Below are 19345 nucleotides of genomic sequence, written 5' to 3'. Positions count from 1 at the left end.
GGAAAGTCCTTAGCGCGTGCCGCCGGTTTGTTTAAGGAAGTTGGCGAACAATTCGTGACCCTGTTCGGTGAGGATAGACTCAGGGTGGAACTGCACACCTTCGATGTTCAGCGTCTTGTGGCGCAGGCCCATGATCTCGTCGACCGAGCCGTCTTCGAGCTGGGTCCAGGCGGTCAGTTCCAGGCAGTCGGGCAGAGTTTCGCGCTTGACGATCAGCGAGTGGTAGCGGGTAACCGTCAGCGGATGATTCAGACCTTCGAAGACGCCCTTGTCCTCGTGGAATACCGGGCTAGTCTTACCGTGCATGACTTGACGGGCCCGGACCACATCGCCACCAAAGGCCTGGCCGATGGACTGGTGACCCAGGCAAACGCCGAGAATCGGCAACTTGCCGGCGAAGTGCTTGATTGCCTCAATGGAAATACCGGCTTCGGTCGGGGTGCATGGACCCGGGGACACGACAATGCGCTCAGGTTTGAGGGCTTCGATTTCGGCAATGGTGAGTTCATCGTTGCGCACGACTTTGACCTCGGAGCCTAGCTCGCCGAGGTACTGCACAACGTTGTAAGTAAAAGAGTCGTAGTTATCGATCATCAGCAACATGGCGTTAAGAACCTCTTGAATTCACTGACTTTTAATACGGCCTTCGAATGATTTACCCGCAGTGCGCTGCGCTTTGTCAGGTGCTGGAGTTGCGCCAGCAAAGCGGCATTTCATACAGGTAAAGAAGGCAAAGCGGTACAGGTCCGGCCAGGCCGGCAGAAAAGATTCAGGCGCGCCAACGCCAACGGGCGTGTGCCTTGATGACTTGATCCAGGAGTTTGCTGACGATCAACACGGGGAAGGTCTCATTCATACGTCTCGGCACAGTAACTTAGCTGGGCAGAGCGTGCAATATGGCCGGGGCGACAGCTTGCGAAACAAACGAAGGGTTCACGACAGATGGCAAAAGGCCGAAAGTTTTTGGTACTGTCGTTTCGTTTACTACAACAATAAATAAACGGACTTGCTCATGATCAAACAGACGTTGTTTGTACCGCTCGCCGGATGCCTGCTCGCTGCTGCCTGTGCCCAGGCGATCGCCGCGCCCAATCCTTATTCGAATTTCGTCGTCTTCGGCGACAGCCTCAGCGATGCCGGGACCTTCACCGATACCGGCGGGCCTGCCGGGGCGACCCAACGTTTCACCAATCGCACCGGCCCGGTCTACCTGGACGGCAGCGGTGAAGTGCGCTCGCTCAATGCCACGCAAATTCTCGGCGGGAGACTGGGGTTCTCACCGGACCAGACGGCGTCTTCTTCCTCGGCGGTACGCGCCAACGAAGGCTTGCCCGATGGCAACAACTGGGCGGTTGGCGGTTATCGCACCGACCAGATTCTCGACTCGATCACCAGCACCTCCGCCACCGGCGAACGTACCCGCGCAGGCTATCTGCCGTCGAACAACTTCCGCGCCGACCCGAACGCACTGTATTACCTCTCGGGCGGTGGTAACGACTTCCTTCAAGGTCGCGTGACCAGCCTGCCCCAGGCCAGCGCCGCCGCCGATCGCCTGGCCAGCAGCGTGCAAACCCTGCAACAGGCCGGTGCCCGCTACATCATGGTCTGGTTGCTGCCGGACATCGGCTTTACCCCGGCTTTCAACGGCACGTCTCTGCAAGCGTTCACGTCCCAGCTCAGCAACCAGTTCAACAGCGAACTGGTGAGCCAGCTGCAAAGCGTTAATGCCAACGTCATTCCGCTGAACATTCCGGTGCTGCTCAAAGAAACGTTCGCCAACCCGGCGCAATTCGGTCTGGCCACCGACCAGAACCTGAGCGCCACCTGCTTCAGCGGCAACAGTTGCACCGAGAACACCCGCTACGGGATCAACAGTGCCACCCCGGACCCGACCAAACTGATCTACAACGACTCGGTGCACCCGACCGAAGCCGGGCAACGCCTGATTGCCGATTACGCCTACTCGCTGCTGGCCGCGCCATGGGAAGCGACCCTCCTGCCGGAAATGGCTCAGGGCACCCTGCGTGCGCATCAGGATGAATTGCGCAACCAGTGGCTGGCCGATTGGGAAAACTGGCAAGGCGTGGGTCAATGGCGAGCGATTGTCGCCGGCGGCGGCCAGCATCAGGATTTCGACAGTCAGCGCAGCGGCGCCAGTGCTGACGGTAATGGCTACAACCTGAACGTCGGTGGCAGCTACCGGCTGAATGAAGCGTGGCGTGTTGGCCTGGCGGCTGGCTTCTACAATCAGAAACTCGAAGCCGGTGATAACGATTCGGACTACAAGCTCAACACGTACATGGGTACGGCTTTCGCCCAGTACCAGCAGAACCGCTGGTGGGGTGACGCGGCACTGACGGCCGGGCATCTGGACTACGACAGCCTCAAACGCAAATTCCAACTGGGGGTCAACGAGCGAGGGGAGAAAGGCGATACCGACGGTTATTTACTGGCCTTCAGCGGCCGGCTGGGTTACGACATCGCACCAGAAGCAACCAGCCCTTGGCACCTGTCGCCGTTCGTCAGCGCTGATTTCGCCAAGGTTGAAGTCGACGGGTACTCGGAAAATGGCGCTGACTCCACCGCGCTGACCTTCGATGACCAGTCGCGCATCTCTCGGCGCCTGGGTCTCGGGATTCAGGGCAAGTACCAGATCACCCCGCAGACCCAGGTGTTTGGCGAACTGGCTCACGAACGTGAGTACAACGACGACACCCAGGACGTGACCATGAACCTCAACAGTCTGCCAAACAACCAATACACCCTGGCCGGCTACACTCCGCAGACCAACCTGAACCGTTTGAACCTGGGCGTGAGTCACAACCTCACCAAGGACCTGGCGTTGCGCGCCAGCTACGATATCCGCAAGGATGATGACTTTACCCAGCAGGGTATTAACGTTGGGGTAGCGTTGGACTTCTAAATCCCGGGCAATAAAAAACGCGGCGCCCTCACAGGTGCCGCGTTTTTTATGGTGGTGAGATTCATGTGGGAGCGAGCCTGCTCGCGATAGCGACGGGTCAGGCAACATCAATGTCGGCTGTGCTGGCCCCATCGCGAGCAGGCTCGCTCCCACAGGTTTTGCTTATAACTTAACTTTCTGGCGTCTGCTCGGCCAGGGCCACGGCGCGGAACATGGCGCGGCGCTTATTCAGGGTTTCTTCCCATTCCAGTGCCGGCACCGAGTCGGCGACGATGCCGCCACCCGCCTGCACATGCAGTTCGCCGTTCTTGATCACTGCGGTGCGGATCGCGATCGCTGTGTCCATGTTGCCGTTCCAGGCGAAGTAACCGACCGCGCCACCGTAGACGCCACGCTTGACCGGTTCCAGTTCGTCGATGATTTCCATCGCGCGAATCTTCGGCGCGCCCGACAAGGTGCCCGCCGGCAGAATCGCCCGCAGTGCGTCCATCGCTGTCAGCCCGGCCTTCAATTGACCGGTAACGTTGGACACGATGTGCATCACGTTTGAATAACGCTCGATGACCATCTTCTCGGTGAGTTTCACCGAACCGATTTCCGAAACGCGACCGGTGTCGTTGCGGCCCAGATCGATCAGCATCAAATGCTCGGCGATCTCCTTGTCGTCCGACAGCAGGTCTTTCTCCAGCGCCAGATCAGCCTCTTCATTGGCGCCCCGTGGACGGGTGCCGGCAATCGGGCGCACGGTGATGAGGTTGTCTTCGACCCGCACTAGCACTTCCGGCGAACTGCCAACGACGTGGAAGTCGCCGAAGTTGAAGAAGTACATGTAAGGCGTCGGATTGAAGCAACGCAGCGCCCGATACAGGTCGATAGGCGCAGCCTTGAAGTCGATCGACATGCGCTGGGACGGCACGACCTGCATGCAGTCACCGGCCAGGATGTATTCCTTGATGGTGTCGACGGCTTTTTCGTAATCGTCCTGGGTGAAGCTCGAACGGAACACCGGATCAGCCGATTGCTGCTTGCTGAAATCCAGGCCACGGCGCGGAGTGATTGGCTGACGGAGTTGTTCCAGCAGCGCTTGCAGACGCGCCTGACCTTGCTCGAAGGCGTCTTCCTGCGCCGGATCAGCCAGGACAATCGCGTGCATTTTGCCGGCAAGGTTGTCGAACACCACCACCGCGTCGGAGACCATCAGCAGAATGTCCGGCACGCCCAGTGGATCCGGGTTCGGGCATTTGCCCAGACGCTTCTCCACATAACGTACGCAGTCATAACCGAAGTAACCCACCAGACCGCCATTGAAGCGCGGCAGACCGGCGATGGTCGGCACGTTGTAGCGCGCCTTGAAGGCTTCGACGAAGGCTAGCGGATCTTCAACGTCGTGGCTTTCGATCTCGACGCCGTCGTGGGTCACGCTGACGTGGTGATCATGAACCCGCAGCACGGTGCGGCACGGCAGGCCGATGATCGAATAACGGCCCCATTTCTCGCCGCCCTGCACCGACTCCAGCAGGTAGGAGTTGGGCTCATCGGCCAGCTTCAGGTAGATCGACAGCGGCGTGTCGAAGTCGGCCAGGGTTTCGCAGGCAAGCGGGATGCGGTTGTAGCCGGCAGCGGCCAAACGCAGGAATTCTTCGCGGATCATGAGGTGCCTCGTGGCTTGAGGGTCTAACGGTCAGGTGTGCAAACGCGCCGGTACGCCGGCCAGGAACAAGTCAGGCGCGCCAACGCCAACGGGCCAGGGCCTTGATGACTTTCATCCAGAGTTTGCGAGTGACCACCACGATGGCGTTTCCAGGAGGGGATTGAACAGCGTCGGGCAACGTTATCTCAGCGGCCGGATCCAGGCAACCGGGAATTAGTTTGCGCAGATCATCGATCACCAGTGCCGGCGATTCTTCGGCAATCGGCCGACCGTGGTTATAGCCATAACTGAGGGCCACGCATTTGACCCCCGCCGCTTTCGCCGCCAGCACATCGCTGCGTGAGTCGCCGACGAACAATGATTGCGACGCCGGAATGTTGGCCATTTTCATCACGAAAAACAGCGCGGCCGGGTCAGGTTTTTTGTTCGGCAGGGTGTCGCCACCGATGATCCATTTGAAGTAACGGCCGATCTTCATCTGATCCAGCAGCGGCGCGACGAAGCGTTCCGGTTTGTTGGTGATCAGCGCCATTTCGACGCCTTGTTTGTTCAGCCACTTGAGGGTGTCACGCACGCCGGGGTAAACCACCGTCAGCTCGTGACCGTCCTCATAAAAGCCGTTGAACAATTCCAGGGCATGCTCGGCCTCGACCTCATCGACACCCTCAGCGTCGATGTGGTTGGCCAAGGCCCGGCGCACCAGCATGTGCACGCCGTTGCCAACCCACTCCCGCACCGGTTCGATACCGGCAGGTTGACGCCCGAGTTTGAGCAGCATGTTATCCACAGCCGCCGCGAGGTCGGGGACCGAATCGACCAGGGTGCCATCCAGATCGAACATCACCAGCCGCGGCAGACGCCCGGGGAACAGCTGCTCAAAACCACTCATGGGCGAGCCAGCGCCAGTTCGGAGCGCATTTTTTCAATCACTTCCTGATAGTTCGGCGCATTGAAAATCGCCGAACCAGCGACGAAGGTGTCGGCGCCTGCGGCGGCGATTTCGCGAATATTGTTCACATTCACGCCGCCGTCGATCTCCAGGCGAATGTCACGCCCGGAGGCATCGATCAGCGCCCGCGCTTCACGCAGCTTGTCGAGGGTACCGGGAATAAACTTCTGCCCGCCAAAGCCTGGGTTGACGCTCATCAGCAGGATCATGTCGACCTTGTCCATCACGTACTTGAGCACGTCCAGCGGGGTTGCCGGGTTGAATACCAGGCCCGCCTTGCAGCCGCCTTCGCGGATCAATTGCAGGGAACGGTCGACGTGCTGCGTGGCTTCCGGGTGGAAAGTAATGTAGGTCGCACCGGCTTCGATGAAGTCACCGACGATGCGGTCCACCGGGCTGACCATCAGGTGCGCGTCGATCGGCGCGGTTACGCCGTACTTGCGCAGCGCGGCGCAGACCATCGGGCCGATGGTCAGGTTTGGCACGTAGTGGTTGTCCATGACATCGAAGTGCACGAAGTCGGCGCCGGCGGCCAGGACGTTGTCCACTTCCTCGCCCAGGCGGGCGAAGTCGGCGGAGAGAATCGACGGAGCAATGACGAAGGGCTGCATGACGCACCTTTTTTGAGCAGAATCACGATGGCGCGCATTGTATACCTCATGCTTTGACGCGCGCACCGTGCTGCGATGATTGGGTACTAATAGGCCGCTCGGTAGATCTTCTCGATATCGATGGCGCTCAGCTTGCGCGGATTGTTGCGCATCAGGCGCTCGATGCCGGCGGCTTCCACGGCCATGGCCGGGATCGCGTCCTCGGGCACCCCGAAACTGCGTAGACCCAGCGGGATCTCCACCGCGGCGCACAGCTCGGTCATCGCCTCCACGGCTTTGTCCGCCGCTTCATTGGCGCTCAGATGAGCGGTCTTCACCCCCATGGCCTCGGCAATATCCTGCATGCGCTCCACACAAGCCATCTTGTTCCAGGTCATGACATACGGCAGCAGCAAAGCATTACTGACGCCATGGGCAATGTTGAAACGCCCACCCAGCGGATACGCCAACGCATGCACCGCGCCGACCCCGGCATTGCCGAACGCCATGCCGGCCATCAGGCTGGCGGTGGCCATGTCTTCGCGGGCTTGCAGATGGGCTGGATTGGCGTAGGCCTTGGGCAGTGCCTTGGTAATCAGTTTGATCGCGCCAATGGCCAAGGCATCGGTGATTGGCGAGGCATTGAGCGACAGGTAGGACTCGATGGCGTGCACCAGCGCATCGACGCCACTGGCAGCGGTGACACTGCGCGGGCAGGTCAGGGTCATTTGCGGGCTGATAAGTGCCACGTCCGGCAACAGGTAATCGCTGACAATGCCCTTCTTCAGCTGCGCGACTTTGTCGGAGAGGATGGCCACGTTGGTCACTTCCGAACCGGTGCCGGCAGTGGTCGGGATGGCAATCAGCGGCGGGCCTTTGCGCGGTACCTGATCGACGCCAAACAAATCCTCCAGGGCGCCGTGGTAACCGGCATAGGCTGCAACACTCTTGGCGATGTCGATAGCACTGCCGCCACCGAGGCCGATCAGCCCGTCATGCCCGCCTTCACGGTAAACCCGCATGCAATCTTCGACGATGGCGATTTCCGGGTCCGGCAACACCCGATCGAAAATCTCGTAACTGCGCTCGCCGAGCTGCGCCAGCGCCAGCTCTACCGTGCCGGACTTGACCAGTGCGGCGTCGGTGACGATCAGCGGGTTGTCGATATCCAGACGCGTCAATTCGGCCGCGAGTTGCTCGATGGCACCTGCGCCGGTGATCAGTTTGTGAGCGATTTTGAAAGAGGAAAGACTCATGTGCGCAGCCTCTTATAGATAGGGGAGCTGGGCACAATAGTAGCTGGGGATTGGGGTTTGTCTGCTATTCAGATTGTGAATCACCGCAGATTCCGAAATTACTCTAAATCCCTGTGGGAGCGGGCTTGCTCGCGAATGCGGAGTGTCAGTCGATGTGTATGTCGAATGTTCCGCCGCCTTCGCGAGCAAGCCCGCTCCCACATTTTGAGCTGGGTGTAATTTCAGACCTGTGCGGTACGCAGTTTTTCGCTGCGCCCGCGCAGCCATTCCAGCGTCAGCAACAGGATCACCGAGAACGCGATCAACAGCGTCGCGGCAGCGGCGATTGTCGGGCTGAGGTTTTCGCGGATGCCGCTGAACATCTGCCGAGGCAAGGTCGCTTGTTCCGGACCGGCAAGGAACAGCGTCACCACCACTTCATCGAACGAGGTGGCGAAGGCAAATAGCGCACCGGAAATCACGCCCGGAGCAATCAAAGGCAATGTCACCCGACGAAACGCGGTCAGCGGCGAAGCCCCCAGGCTTGCAGCGGCCCGCACCAGGTTCTGGTTGAACCCTTGCAAGGTCGCCGACACCGTGATGATCACGAACGGCACGCCCAGCACGGCGTGCACAACGATCAGTGAGAGATAGCTGTTGCCGAACCCCAATGGGGCAAAGGTCAGGTAACTGGCTACACCAATGATCACCACGGGCACCACCATCGGCGAAATCACCAGCGCCATCACCAGCGGTTTGCCCGGAAAGTCGCCCCGGGTCAGGCCGATCGCCGCCAGCGTGCCGAAGATCATCGCCAGTACCGTCGCTGCCGGGGCCACGATCATGCTGTTCTTCAACGAACGCATCCATTCGGCCGAAGCAAAGAAGTCCTGGTACCAGTGCAGTGAGAAACCTTGTAGCGGATAAACCAGAAAACTCCCCGAATTGAATGACAGCGGAATGATCACCAGCACCGGCAAGATCAGGAACAGCAGAATCAAGCCGCAGAGAATCCGCAAGCTGTAGAACCACACCCGTTCGATGGGCGACATATAAGGACTCAGCATTTCATTCTCCCCTTAGCTCAGGCGCAGGCGACTGGCGCCCACCAGCCAGCTGTAAATCAGATAAAGCACCACAGTCGCCAGCAGCAACAGCCCACCGAGTGCGGTCGCCATGCCCCAGTTGATGCTGGTGTTGGTGTAGAAGGCGACGAAATAACTGACCATCTGATCATTCGGGCTACCCAGCAACGCCGGGGTGATGTAGTAGCCGATGGCGAGGATGAACACCAACAGGCAACCGGCGCCGACACCGGCATAGGTCTGCGGGAAGTACACCCGCCAGAAACTGGCGAACGGGTGGCAGCCGAGGGAAATCGCTGCGCGCATGTAAGTCGGCGAGATGCCTTTCATCACGCTGTAGATCGGCAGAATCATGAACGGCAGCAGGATGTGCACCATGGAGATGTAGACCCCGGTGCGGTTGAACACCAGCTCCAGCGGCTTATCGATGACGCCCATGGCCATCAGACCGCTGTTGATGAGGCCGCCCGACTGCAGCAACACGATCCACGCCGCGACCCGCACCAGAATCGAGGTCCAGAACGGCAACAGCACCAGAATCATCAACAGGTTGCTTTGTCGCGATGGCAGGTTCGCCAGCAGGTAAGCCAACGGGTAGGCCAACACCAGGCAGATCACGGTGATGATCAAGCCCATCCAGAAGGTCCGGGCGAAGATGTCGAGGTAGATCGCCTGATCCGGGGTGGCCGGAGCGATTTCGCCGAGGTCGTCAATGCGGTGATCGACGGCGGCCAGCAGGTAATAAGGCGTCACGCCACTGGTGTTGCGGCGCACGACCTGCCAATAGGCCGGATCGCCCCAGCGCTCGTCGAGGCCTTCCAGCGCTTCTTTATAAGAGGCCGGTTCGGTGGCGAACGGCAAGGCGCGTGCGGTTTTGGTCAGCAGGCTGCGGTAGCCGGCCAACTCCATGTTCAAGCGCTTGGACAAGTCGCCCAAGGTCTGATTCTTGCGGGCTTCGGCGAGGTCTTCGCTGGCGGCCTTGTACACAGGCTCCGCCGGCAGGCCTCGGCCGTCCCAACTGGCGATGGCCGCCACGGTGCGCGGCATGACGCCGACCACTTCCGGGTTACCAACGCTTTTGTAGAGCAGCGCCACGATTGGCACCAGGAACACCAGCAACAGAAACAGCACCAACGGCGCGATCAAGGCTTGTGCTTTCCAGCGGTTGATCCGCTCGGCGTGCTTGAGCCGCTGCTTCAAGGTGGGGTCAGTGCCCGCGTTCACGGGAACGGCGATAGCCATGGCGTACTCCGGAAATCTTTGGTCATTGCAAAGGTGGCAAACGCCGCCTCGAACTTTTGGTGCTGATCGTTCCCATGCTCTGCGTGGGAACGCATCCAGTGACGCTCTGCGTCACAGGGACGCGGAGCGTCCCGGGCGGCATTCCCACGCAGAGCGTGGGAACGATCATCCGGTGAACCATCGTCCCGTGTGGCGTGGTTATTTTGCAGCCCAGGAATTGAAGCGCTGCTCCAGTTGCTCGCCGTTGTCAGCCCAGAAGCTGACGTCGATCTGCACCTGGTTGGCGATGTTTTCCGGGGTGGTCGGCATGTCCTTCAGAACATCCTTGGACAGCAATGGAACGGCTTGGGTGTTGGCCGGGCCGTAGGCAATGTTTTCCGAGTAGATCTTCTGCTGCTGCGGAGCCACCGAGAACGCGATGAATTTTTTCGCAGCTTCAGCACGGGTCTTATCCAGGCCTTTTGGAATCGCCCACGCGTCGAAGTCGTAGATACCGCCGCTCCACACCACTTTCAGGTTGCTTTCTTTCTGTACCGCCGCGATCCGGCCGTTGTAGGCCGAGCTCATGACCACGTCACCGGAGGCGAGGTATTGCGGCGGTTGTGCGCCGGCTTCCCACCACTGAATGCTTGGCTTGAGTTCATCGAGTTTCTTGAACGCGCGGTCCTGACCGTCCTTGCCGGCAAGCACTTTGTAGACGTCTTTCGGCGCAACGCCATCGGCCATCAAGGCGAATTCCAGGGTGTACTTGGCGCCTTTACGCAGGCCGCGTTTGCCCGGGAATTTCTTGGTGTCCCAGAAATCAACCCAACTGGTCGGAGCGGTTTTCAGCTTGTCGGCGTTGTAGGCCAACACGGTCGACCACACGAAGAAGCCCACGCCGCACGGCTGGATAGCGCCTTTGACGTAGTCTTCGGTCTTGCCGAACAGCGCGGGGTCGAGTTGCTCGAACATATCTTCGTCGCAACCGCGGGACAGTTCTGGCGATTCAACTTCCACCAGATCCCAGGACACGCTCTTGGTGTCGACCATGGCTTTGACCTTGGCCATCTCGCCGTTGTATTCGCCAGCAACGATCTTGCCATTGCCCGCCGCTTCCCACGGTGCGTAAAAGGCCTTGGCCTGCGCCGCCTTGTTCGCCCCGCCAAAGGACACCACGGTCAGGTCCGGGCCCGCTGCCATCGCGTGCGCCGCACCGATCATGCCTACGACCAGGGCGGTGAATTTCAGGGATCTCAACATTTATTGTTCTCTCCACGTGCAGGGTTGGTGTTGGTGAAGCAGGGGGCGATCAATGCGCCTCTAGAAGTGGGTCGAGCGCGCGAACGTGTTCGACCTCCCAGCCAAGCGGTACCACATCGCCGACAGCGAGCGCGGGATCGAGCTCGGCAATCGGTTGTTTCACGAAGAAGTCGGTCTTGCCGCAGACTTCCAGGCGCACCCGGACGTGGTCGCCCAGATAGATGAATTCCGCCACCCTTCCTGAGAAGCGGTTGACGCAGGACTCACTCGAACCATTGAGGCTTACGCGTTCCGGGCGAATCGACAGCGTGACGGGCTCGCCGGTCTTGCCGACATTGACCGCCAGGGCTTCAACCTTTTCACCGCGACCGAGCTCAACCACGCAGCGGTCACCGGTATGGCTATGCAAGCGGCCATTGAGGCGGTTGTTCTCGCCGATGAAGTTGGCGACGAAGGTATTTTTCGGCTCTTCGTAGAGTGTGCGCGGTGGCGCGATCTGCTGGATTTCGCCCTGGTGAAACACGGCAACGCGGTCGGACATGGTCAGGGCTTCGCCCTGGTCGTGGGTCACGTAGACCACGGTCACACCAAGGCGCTGGTGCAGGTGTTTGATTTCCATCTGCATGTGTTCGCGCAGTTGTTTGTCCAGCGCGCCGAGGGGTTCATCCATCAGCACCAGTTGTGGTTCGAACACCAACGCACGGGCCAAGGCCACACGCTGTTGCTGGCCGCCGGACAGTTGCGCCGGATAACGCTGGGCGAAGGTGTCGAGCTGAACCATGCTCAAAACACGTTTGACCCGGTCACTGACATCGCTCTTGTTCAAACCGCGCACGGTCAGCGGAAACGCAAGGTTCTCGGCGACCGTCATGTGCGGGAACAACGCATAGTTCTGGAACACCATGCCGATGTCACGTTTATGCGGCGGCACGTTGTTGATGGAACGCCCGGCCAGTTGAATCTCCCCGGCGGTCGGCGTTTCGAAACCGGCGAGCATCATCAGACTGGTGGTCTTGCCGGAACCGGACGGCCCGAGCAAGGTGAGGAATTCGCCTTTGCGAATCTCCAGGTTGAGGTCTTTGACGATCAGGTTCTCGCCGTCGTAGCTCTTTTGCACTCCACGAAAGCTGACCAGAATATCGCTGGCCCCTGCGCTTGAATCAACCTGGCTCATACCCACACCTTTGTTATTGATGACTGCTGTGGACTAAGCCTAGTGGACGCTGGGAGCGGCGCAAATCGGGGCGCAGGAGAGAATCGCCTCAGCCGGATGGAAGATTGGGGGTAGGGATTGCCCTACAAGGATGGCGGGGATGGATATGTCGATTCGGGATCGCGACAGGCGGTAAGCTGCAAGCCGCAAGAACCGGCAAAAGCAGCGTTGGAGGCATGTCGCAAATGGACATGCCACAACAATCTCGTAGGAGCGAGGCTTGCCCGCGAAGGCGTCCTCACTGACGCTAAAAGCTTCGCGGGCAAGCCTCGCTCCTACAGGGGACCGCGAAGATTTAGAGGAGTTTGTGTTCCATGGCGTACTTCACCAGTTCGGCCAGGGAAGTGATATTGAGTTTCTGCATCAGCCGCGCCTTGTGGGTGCTGATGGTTTTGCTGCTCAGGGCCAGTTGCTGGGCGATGTCGTTGACGTTGGCGCCTTGGGCCAGGCGTTCGAATACCGAGAACTCACGCTCCGACAGCAACGAGTGTAACGGCCGCGAATCCGTCAGGCCGACTTCGAAGACCATACGGTCAGCCAGGTCCGGGTCGATGTATCGCCCGCCCGCCGCAACTTTGCGGATTGCCGTCAGCAGCAATGCCGGATCGCTGTCCTTGGTTGCATAGCCTGCGGCGCCAACCTTCAACGCCCGAGCGGCCATTTGCGCTTCATCGTGCATCGACAACACCAGGATCGCCGGCGGATTGTTCAAGGCGCGAATCCGCGGAATCGCTTCAAGGCCGTTGACCCCGGGCATGGAGATATCCAGCAACACCACTTCGCAGGGAACATGGCGCAAGGTCTCGAGTAACTGCTCGCCATTGCTCGCCTCCCCTACCACCAGCAAGTCCTTGGCCAGGCCGATCAATTGCTTGATGCCTTCGCGAACGATGGTGTGGTCTTCGGCTACCAGTACACGGATCACGTTCTTCTCCATTCTTCTTATGTCAGAGCCAAGATCATTCGCGAGCAGGCTCGCTCCCACATTGGATTTCGGTGTGTCAAAGATCTGTGTAATTACCCCAATCCCTGTGGGAGCGAGCCTGCTCGCGAAGACGTCAGCACAGACACTACAAATTCTTCAGGCTTCATCCAGCGGCACCCGCACACTCAAGGTCGTGCCCTCCCCCGGCTCACTCTCAAGCGACAACTGCCCGCCCATGATCAACACCCGCTCACGCATGCCAACCACACCAAAGGATGTCGGCCTGCCAGTGCCGGCGACAAATCCTACGCCATCATCGCTGACGGTCAGACAAAGTTCATCGCCCTCAAGGATCAGTGTCAGTTCAACAGTATGCGCCTGGGCATGGCGCATGACATTGGTCAGCGCTTCCTGAAGGATCCGGAACAGCCCGATGGCCTTGGCATCGCTGAGCACCGGCAGGTTATCCGGCACCTGCACCAGGCACGGGATCTGCGTGCGCGCCTCGAACCGTCGCGCCTGCCACTCGATGGCCGAGGCGATCCCAGCATCGAGAATCGGTGGCCGTAGCGCCGTGGCCACATCACGCACCAGTTGAAACAGCTGAGCGATCAATCGCTTCATGCTGTTCAAGCGTTCATGCAGACCCGGGTCGAGTTGGGCGTAGGCCAGTTCGCACATGGACGTTTCCAGCTTCAATACGGTCAACATCTGACCCAACTCGTCGTGAACTTCCCGGGCGATGCGGGCCTTTTCCTCTTCCCGCACGCTCTCCAGGTGGGCGGACAACTCACGCAATTGCTCGCGAGAGCTGGCCAGTTCCAGTTCGATGCGCTTGCTCTCGGTGATGTCCCAGACGATCCCGTCCCAGACATAGGCGCCGTCTTCGAGGCGGCGAGTGATGGCCTTGATCTCGGCCCAGCGCTGTTCGCCCTGACGGGTCAGAATCCGTCCCTGCCACGACCAGTCGCTGTCGGTATCCAGCGCATGGTCCTGAGTCTGGTGGTAACTGGCCTTGTCATCCGGATGCACCAGACTGCGCAGGCCTTTGTCCCGATGGGCCAGAGTGGCCGGTGAGTACCCCACCAGGCTCTCGCTGCCTTCACTGATGTAGGCAAAGTCGATCTGACCGGTCACCGGCGCGCGCTCCAGACGAAAGACCAGGCCGGGGACGTTGGCGGCGATCCCTTGCAGCCGCGCTTCGCTTTCCTGCAATGCGGCCAGGGCGCGACGACGTTCGGTGACATCATTGAGGTAAACCACCAGGTATTCGCCATCGCGAAAACGCAAGAAGCTCAACGAAACATCCGCCGGCAAAATACTGCCATCCGCTCGCACGCAATTGGTTTCGAAACTTTGCGGCCCTTCGTCACTGGCCCGAGCGCGTTTCCACAGGTTCAGCCAACGGTCCATGTGCAAACCGGGCTCGAAGTCGATCAAGGGCCGATCAATGATCCCGCCCGACGGGTAGCCGAGCATGGTTTCGGCCGCTCGGTTGGCGTAGCGCACATGGCTGTCCCAGTTGACCCAAAGGATGCCGACGGTGCTTTGATCGATGGAAAACTGCGTGAGGCGCAAAGCCTCTTCACTGGCCTCGCGCAGGGCAATGTCTTCGCGCGCCGCCAGCAATCGTTGCTCCAGACTGTGTTGTTGGCGACGCTGCCAAAACACAATGGCCATACTGCTCAGGAGCAACACCACCAAGAGCAGGCTGAGGTTCTGCCAAAAACCCGGCGACTCGGACAGCCGCGGATACTTGGGTTGCAGCCATTGATTGTGCAGTTGTTCGAGGTCCTTGGCCGGAATCGCCCGTAGCGCGCTTTCGACGATGCCGGCCAACTCCGGCCAGTCCCGGCGCGTGGCCACTCGCAGCAGTTGCGGGAAACCGATATCGCCCACCACAACCAGCCCGGAGAACTCGGGCTCGGCAGACAGACGCCCGAACTGCGCTTCATCGACTACGGCGTAACCGGCCTGCTGACTCAACAACAGTTGCAGCGCCTGGCGTTCCAGAGGCACGCCTTGCAGGTTCAGATGGGGATAATTGCTGCGCAGATAATCGGCGGTGACGCTAGGCATGCGTACGGCGACGCGGGTCTGGCTGTCGAGCTTTTCCAGCTCTACCGCACCGGTGCTCTTCTGGTCGCTGACCACCAGTTGCGGCACCCGCATGTAAGGGTCGGAAAATTGCCAGAACCGCAAACCCGCAGGAGTTTGCGTCAGCCCCGGTGCTATATCGATGTCGCCTTCACGAGCGGCGGCTTCCAGTTGCGCAAGATCAGGATAATTGCGCCAGCTCAGTTCGATCTTGAGCGCCTTGGCCAGCCACTTCATCAGCTCGACGTTAACCCCGGACAGGCGCTGCAAGCGGCGATCGTATTGAGCATAGGGCGTTTGCAACACCACTCCGACCCGCAACTCGCCATGCTGCACCAGCCATTGCTGTTGCGCCGGCGACAGGTGCACGACGCGCGCCGGTGGCGCGGGCGCCGCCCAGCCCATCAAGGGAAACCATAAACAGCCGATAACCCACAGGCAGCGAAAATGCATCATCAAAGTCTCACACACTGACAAATACTGACCAACCCATTAGGCTGCCGGAATAACTTCTGGCCTGGAATATCCGATGCCCCCTGTCTACCGCCTGGCACTGCCAGCATTGTGCCTGTCGCTGATCCTGCCTTGCGCGTTTTCCGTAGAGGCGGCCGATCCGGCACCTGCCGCTGCGGAAAAACCCGCCGAAGAAAAACCGGTCGAACGTCAGCCGTTGCTTGAGCGTAGTCAGGAAGAAGCGACCGCACTTGAGCGAAAAATCCCTGCGCAGGAACAGCAACAATTGCAAACCGGTACCGACAGTTTTCTCGCCTTGTGGAAACCGGCCAATACCGCCGAACCCAAAGGCGCGGTGATTATCATCCCGGGCGCCGGCGAAACCGTTGACTGGCCGCAAGCAATCAGCCCATTGCGCCACAAATTGCCGGACGCCAAGTGGAGCAGCCTGAGTATCACCTTGCCGGACCTGCAAAGCGAAGCCATTGCGCCACGTATCGTCGAAGTGGCGCCAGCGCCCAAAACACCTGATGCCGGCAGCAAAGACTCCACGACTGCGGCGCCCATCGAACAGGCGGCCGGCGGCGAAGCGGATGTGGCCGACAAGGCCATCGTCGAAACCACCGAAGAACAGGCCAAAGCCGACGCCGAGCGAATCTTCGCCCGCATCGATGCAGCCATCGCCTACGCCGAACAGCAAAGCGCTCGCAGTATCGTCGTGTTGGGCCATGGCACCGGCGCTTACTGGGCCGCGCGTTATCTGAGCGAGAAGCAGCCATCGCAAGTCGAGAAGTTGGTGATGGTCGCCGCCCAGACGCCCGTTACGGCGAAGCCCGAGCTGGCTGAGCTCACACCCACCTTGAAGCTGCCTACCGCAGATATCTTCTATATGGATAAACCGGTGGATCGTAACGCGGCGCTGGAACGTTTACAGGCCAGCAAGCGCTTGAAGACTTCGGGGTTCAGCCAGGTATCGCTCAAGGCGTTGCCGGGGAATGCCAAGGCCGAGCAGGAGCAATTGGTCCGTCGTGTGCGGGGGTGGTTGAATCCTCAACCTGCGGCGGACTGATAGACCGAGTCGCCCTCATCGCGGGCAAGCCTCGCTCCCACAGGATTTGAGTCGTACGCAATTTTTGCTATCGACACTAAACCTGTGGGAGCGGGCTTGCCCGCGATGGCGGCATCACTAGCGACACAAACCTTACTTGCTAACGAAAATCCCGCCGTTCACGAATCAAGGTATAGGCAGTATGCAATTCACGAGTCTTGTCCGTAGCCTCGCGAACCTGCAACGCCGTCGCACCGCTACCAGCAATCTTATCGGGGTGATGACGACTGAGCAGGCGTCGATAGGCGCGCTTGATTTGCGCCGGCTCGCTGGTCGCCGACACGCCCAATAGCCGCAAGGCGTCTTGATAAGTCACCGCGCTGCTGACCGATGGGCGTTTCTGCGGCTCATAATCAGTCGCCAAGGCCTGCACCTGTTGCCGCGTCCACCCCAACCATTTGCCCCACTGGGCAATCAGCTCGCGCTCACGGCTACCGGCGCGGCCATCGGCCCAGACCATCCGCCAACAGGCGCGCAACACACCTTCCGCCGCATAGGGTTGAGTACTCAGGCGTCGCAGATAACCGCGCAACCGGTCATGTCCCGACTTACCGCGATTGAACGCCGCAATCGCTCGACGTTGCGCCGATTCGGTCATCTCCAGCGAGCGCATTTCCTGCCGCGCCTGCTGGATGTGGCCATCCACTACCCGCCCATCGCTCTTGGCCAACCGGCCCAGCAACACGAACAGCAGTTCATCGTTGCGCAGCACCGAGCGACCACCAAATTTTTCCCATAAATGCGCCCAGCTCTGCAGGTGCAAGCGCCGGTCCAGCGCCTGTCCCAACAAAGCGCCGAGCATGGCCCCCGGAATGCTGGCTATGGCAAAGCCCGCTCCGGCTCCAATCAGAGTCCCTGGCCACAACATGTCAGCGTCTCGCTTCTATCAGAGTTTCTGCTTCAGCCAGACGCTCATGAGTGCCGACATCCACCCAATGTCCATTCAGGCGTTCGCCGGTCACTTGCCCGTCAGCCATGGCTTTGCGCAGCAGCGGCGCAAGTTTGAAGGCACCGGCCGAGCAACCGTCAAACAGCTGCGGGTGCAGTACGGCGATGCCGCTGTAGGTCAGGGTCGATGTATCCGGCCGACCGTCCTGCACAAGGCCATCGACCAAAGTGAAATCTCCACTCGGGTGATGCGCCGGGTTGTCCGCCAATACCAGATGAGCGAGCCCGGCGATGGGCTGATGCAACACGCTGAAGTCGTAGTCGGTCCAGATATCACCATTGACCACCACAAAGGCCTCGTCACCCAACAACGGCAACGCACGGAAAATACCGCCACCGGTTTCCAGCGGCTCACCTTCCGCCGAGTACTGAATGCTCACGCCATACCGCGAGCCATCGCCCAGGTAATCCTCGATCTGCTGACCGAGCCAGGCATGGTTGATCACGATCTCGGTAAACCCTGCTGCCGCCAACGCCCCCAAGTGATATTCGATCAGGGGCACTCCACCGGCACGAACCAGCGGTTTTGGCGTGGTCAACGTCAGCGGGCGCATGCGCTCGCCTTTGCCCGCGGCCAGAATCATTGCCTTCATGCCGTCGCTCCAGCACGCAGACTGGCCAGCAACTCACCCAGCTCCGCCAGTTCAGGGCGACGGGCGATGACCGCGTCTATATAAGCAAAGAAGCGCGGCACATCGCCGAGGTAGCGCGGCTTGCCGTCGCGATGGCAGATACGGGCGAAAATGCCGATGACTTTCAGGTGCCGTTGCACGCCCATCAGGTCGCTGGCGCGCAGGAAGTCTTCAAAGTCTGGCTGAACCGGGATATCGAGCGCGCCGGCTTGCTGCCAGTAATCTTCCAGCCAGCCACGCACGCGCTCTTCAGGCCAGCTGAGGAAGGCGTCCTTGAACAGGCAAGTCACGTCATAGGTCACGGGGCCATAAACCGCGTCCTGAAAATCCAGCACGCCGGGGTTCGGCTCGCTGAGCATCAGGTTGCGCGGCATGTAATCGCGATGCACCAGGACTTTGGGTTGAGCCAGGGCGCTGTCGATCAGCAGGTCGCTGACCTGTTGCCAGAGCGTTTGCTGCGCCGAATCAAACTCGATGCCCAGTTCGCGCTTCACGTACCACTCGGGGAACAATTCCAGTTCACGACGCAGCAGTGCCACGTCATAACTTGGCAGCGGCGCCACCATCGGCAACTGTTGGAAAGCCAGCAGTGCTTGCAGGGCATCCTTGAACAAATCGTCAGCGTTTTCGCTGTCGATCACGTCCAGGTAAGTCTTGTTGCCCAGGTCATTGAGCAAAAGAAAACCACGCTCAAGGTCTTCGGCATAAATTTTCGGCACGTTTATTCCGGATTTCGCCAGCAGAAAAGCGATATCCACGAACGGTTTGCAGTTTTCCTGGGGCGGCGGCGCATCCATCACGACGAAACTTCTGCCTGCGCCTTCCCAGCGGAAATAGCGCCGAAAACTCGCGTCGCTACTGGCCGCAGTCAACGTGGCCGGGGGCACGGAGCCCCAACCTTGTTCTGCAAAGAGGATAGCCAACTGTTCATCGAGCCAAACTTTCAGGTGTTGCAAGCGTACATCTTGGTCAGGCATTGCAAGGGTCTCCGACGGCGCTAGCCGTCAAGCGGGTCATGCTTTATTATCCAGCATCTTTTTCAGACCATCGAG

At 59.9% G+C, this 19345-nt stretch carries 16 protein-coding genes; 2 read left to right on the top strand and 14 right to left on the bottom strand.

Going from position 1 to position 19345, the window contains the following annotated elements:
• Positions 1 to 9 precede the first annotated feature (9 nt).
• Positions 10 to 603 (bottom strand): aminodeoxychorismate/anthranilate synthase component II, encoded by a 594-nt coding sequence (locus AB4O41_RS19780; protein ID WP_460144377.1) that lies wholly within the window; start codon positions 601 to 603, stop codon positions 10 to 12.
• A gap of 409 nt (positions 604 to 1012) precedes the next feature.
• On the opposite strand from AB4O41_RS19780, the gene estP reads away from it, so the two are divergent.
• The gene (gene estP, locus AB4O41_RS19775; RefSeq protein WP_460144376.1) at positions 1013 to 2923 is read left to right on the top strand and encodes an esterase EstP; all 1911 of its coding nucleotides are present in this window, start codon (positions 1013 to 1015) and stop codon (positions 2921 to 2923) included.
• A gap of 169 nt (positions 2924 to 3092) precedes the next feature.
• On the opposite strand, the gene trpE is transcribed toward estP, so the two are convergent.
• From trpE to AB4O41_RS19725, 10 genes are all read right to left on the bottom strand, one after another.
• Positions 3093 to 4574: an anthranilate synthase component I gene (gene trpE / locus AB4O41_RS19770; protein ID WP_460144375.1), complete on the bottom strand. Its 1482-nt coding sequence runs from the start codon at positions 4572 to 4574 to the stop codon at positions 3093 to 3095.
• Positions 4575 to 4644: 70 nt separating this feature from the next.
• Positions 4645 to 5463 carry a phosphoglycolate phosphatase gene (locus AB4O41_RS19765; protein WP_123497418.1) on the bottom strand — a complete coding sequence of 273 codons (819 nt, stop codon included), beginning with the start codon at positions 5461 to 5463 and terminating at the stop codon, positions 4645 to 4647.
• Positions 5460 to 6134 (bottom strand): ribulose-phosphate 3-epimerase, encoded by a 675-nt coding sequence (rpe, locus tag AB4O41_RS19760; protein ID WP_007906892.1) that lies wholly within the window; start codon positions 6132 to 6134, stop codon positions 5460 to 5462. Before rpe ends, AB4O41_RS19765 begins: the two co-directional genes overlap by 4 nt.
• 86 nt (positions 6135 to 6220) lie before the next feature.
• Positions 6221 to 7369, bottom strand: coding sequence for an iron-containing alcohol dehydrogenase (locus AB4O41_RS19755; protein ID WP_460144374.1), 1149 nt, complete (start codon positions 7367 to 7369; stop codon positions 6221 to 6223).
• A gap of 221 nt (positions 7370 to 7590) precedes the next feature.
• Entirely contained in the window at positions 7591 to 8415 is an 825-nt protein-coding gene (locus AB4O41_RS19750; RefSeq protein ID WP_258617533.1) for an ABC transporter permease, read from the bottom strand.
• A gap of 12 nt (positions 8416 to 8427) precedes the next feature.
• Positions 8428 to 9675, bottom strand: coding sequence for an ABC transporter permease (locus tag AB4O41_RS19745; protein ID WP_460144373.1), 1248 nt, complete (start codon positions 9673 to 9675; stop codon positions 8428 to 8430).
• A 198-nt stretch (positions 9676 to 9873) separates the two neighbouring features.
• Positions 9874 to 10917 carry an ABC transporter substrate-binding protein gene (locus AB4O41_RS19740; protein WP_460144372.1) on the bottom strand — a complete coding sequence of 348 codons (1044 nt, stop codon included), beginning with the start codon at positions 10915 to 10917 and terminating at the stop codon, positions 9874 to 9876.
• 49 nt (positions 10918 to 10966) lie between these two features.
• Positions 10967 to 12091, bottom strand: coding sequence for an ABC transporter ATP-binding protein (locus tag AB4O41_RS19735; RefSeq protein WP_460144371.1), 1125 nt, complete (start codon positions 12089 to 12091; stop codon positions 10967 to 10969).
• 334 nt (positions 12092 to 12425) lie between these two features.
• The gene (locus AB4O41_RS19730) at positions 12426 to 13067 is read right to left on the bottom strand and encodes a response regulator (RefSeq protein ID WP_174160275.1); all 642 of its coding nucleotides are present in this window, start codon (positions 13065 to 13067) and stop codon (positions 12426 to 12428) included.
• Positions 13068 to 13211: 144 nt separating this feature from the next.
• Complete coding sequence (locus tag AB4O41_RS19725) at positions 13212 to 15608, bottom strand: PAS domain-containing sensor histidine kinase (RefSeq protein ID WP_460144370.1); 2397 nt, start codon at positions 15606 to 15608, stop codon at positions 13212 to 13214.
• Between the two features lie 73 nt (positions 15609 to 15681).
• Between AB4O41_RS19725 and AB4O41_RS19720 the strand changes: the two genes are divergently transcribed.
• Positions 15682 to 16674 (top strand): alpha/beta hydrolase family protein, encoded by a 993-nt coding sequence (locus AB4O41_RS19720; RefSeq protein WP_460144369.1) that lies wholly within the window; start codon positions 15682 to 15684, stop codon positions 16672 to 16674.
• 139 nt (positions 16675 to 16813) lie between these two features.
• On the opposite strand, the gene AB4O41_RS19715 is transcribed toward AB4O41_RS19720, so the two are convergent.
• The 3 genes from AB4O41_RS19715 to AB4O41_RS19705 are packed head-to-tail and all read right to left on the bottom strand — an operon-like array spanning position 16814 to position 19270.
• Positions 16814 to 17581 (bottom strand): TerB family tellurite resistance protein, encoded by a 768-nt coding sequence (locus AB4O41_RS19715; RefSeq protein ID WP_460144368.1) that lies wholly within the window; start codon positions 17579 to 17581, stop codon positions 16814 to 16816.
• Between the two features lies 1 nt (position 17582).
• Complete coding sequence (gene murU, locus AB4O41_RS19710; RefSeq protein WP_460144367.1) at positions 17583 to 18254, bottom strand: N-acetylmuramate alpha-1-phosphate uridylyltransferase MurU; 672 nt, start codon at positions 18252 to 18254, stop codon at positions 17583 to 17585.
• Complete coding sequence (locus tag AB4O41_RS19705) at positions 18251 to 19270, bottom strand: aminoglycoside phosphotransferase family protein (protein ID WP_367373177.1); 1020 nt, start codon at positions 19268 to 19270, stop codon at positions 18251 to 18253. The genes murU and AB4O41_RS19705 overlap by 4 nt, the downstream gene beginning before the upstream one ends.
• Between the last annotated feature and the right edge of the window lie 75 nt (positions 19271 to 19345).

The sequence above is a fragment of the Pseudomonas sp. S2_A02 genome, assembly GCF_054668495.1.
The sequence above is the reverse complement of the archived record's forward strand: the minus strand, read 5'-3'. Positions and strand labels throughout refer to the sequence as shown.

What these genes read in the sequence shown, in the direction of transcription:
- murU (WP_460144367.1), bottom strand. Translation starts at nt 18,254, where the DNA reads ATGAAGGCAATGATTCTGGCCGCGGGCAAAGGCGAGCGCATGCGCCCG.
- AB4O41_RS19730 (WP_174160275.1), bottom strand. Translation starts at nt 13,067, where the DNA reads ATGGAGAAGAACGTGATCCGTGTACTGGTAGCCGAAGACCACACCATC.
- AB4O41_RS19765 (WP_123497418.1), bottom strand. Translation starts at nt 5,463, where the DNA reads ATGAGTGGTTTTGAGCAGCTGTTCCCCGGGCGTCTGCCGCGGCTGGTG.
- AB4O41_RS19705 (WP_367373177.1), bottom strand. Translation starts at nt 19,270, where the DNA reads ATGCCTGACCAAGATGTACGCTTGCAACACCTGAAAGTTTGGCTCGAT.
- AB4O41_RS19740 (WP_460144372.1), bottom strand. Translation starts at nt 10,917, where the DNA reads ATGTTGAGATCCCTGAAATTCACCGCCCTGGTCGTAGGCATGATCGGT.
- AB4O41_RS19715 (WP_460144368.1), bottom strand. Translation starts at nt 17,581, where the DNA reads ATGTTGTGGCCAGGGACTCTGATTGGAGCCGGAGCGGGCTTTGCCATA.
- AB4O41_RS19725 (WP_460144370.1), bottom strand. Translation starts at nt 15,608, where the DNA reads ATGATGCATTTTCGCTGCCTGTGGGTTATCGGCTGTTTATGGTTTCCC.
- AB4O41_RS19735 (WP_460144371.1), bottom strand. Translation starts at nt 12,091, where the DNA reads ATGAGCCAGGTTGATTCAAGCGCAGGGGCCAGCGATATTCTGGTCAGC.
- trpE (WP_460144375.1), bottom strand. Translation starts at nt 4,574, where the DNA reads ATGATCCGCGAAGAATTCCTGCGTTTGGCCGCTGCCGGCTACAACCGC.
- AB4O41_RS19780 (WP_460144377.1), bottom strand. Translation starts at nt 603, where the DNA reads ATGTTGCTGATGATCGATAACTACGACTCTTTTACTTACAACGTTGTG.
- AB4O41_RS19750 (WP_258617533.1), bottom strand. Translation starts at nt 8,415, where the DNA reads ATGCTGAGTCCTTATATGTCGCCCATCGAACGGGTGTGGTTCTACAGC.
- rpe (WP_007906892.1), bottom strand. Translation starts at nt 6,134, where the DNA reads ATGCAGCCCTTCGTCATTGCTCCGTCGATTCTCTCCGCCGACTTCGCC.
- AB4O41_RS19720 (WP_460144369.1), top strand. Translation starts at nt 15,682, where the DNA reads ATGCCCCCTGTCTACCGCCTGGCACTGCCAGCATTGTGCCTGTCGCTG.
- AB4O41_RS19755 (WP_460144374.1), bottom strand. Translation starts at nt 7,369, where the DNA reads ATGAGTCTTTCCTCTTTCAAAATCGCTCACAAACTGATCACCGGCGCA.
- AB4O41_RS19745 (WP_460144373.1), bottom strand. Translation starts at nt 9,675, where the DNA reads ATGGCTATCGCCGTTCCCGTGAACGCGGGCACTGACCCCACCTTGAAG.
- estP (WP_460144376.1), top strand. Translation starts at nt 1,013, where the DNA reads ATGATCAAACAGACGTTGTTTGTACCGCTCGCCGGATGCCTGCTCGCT.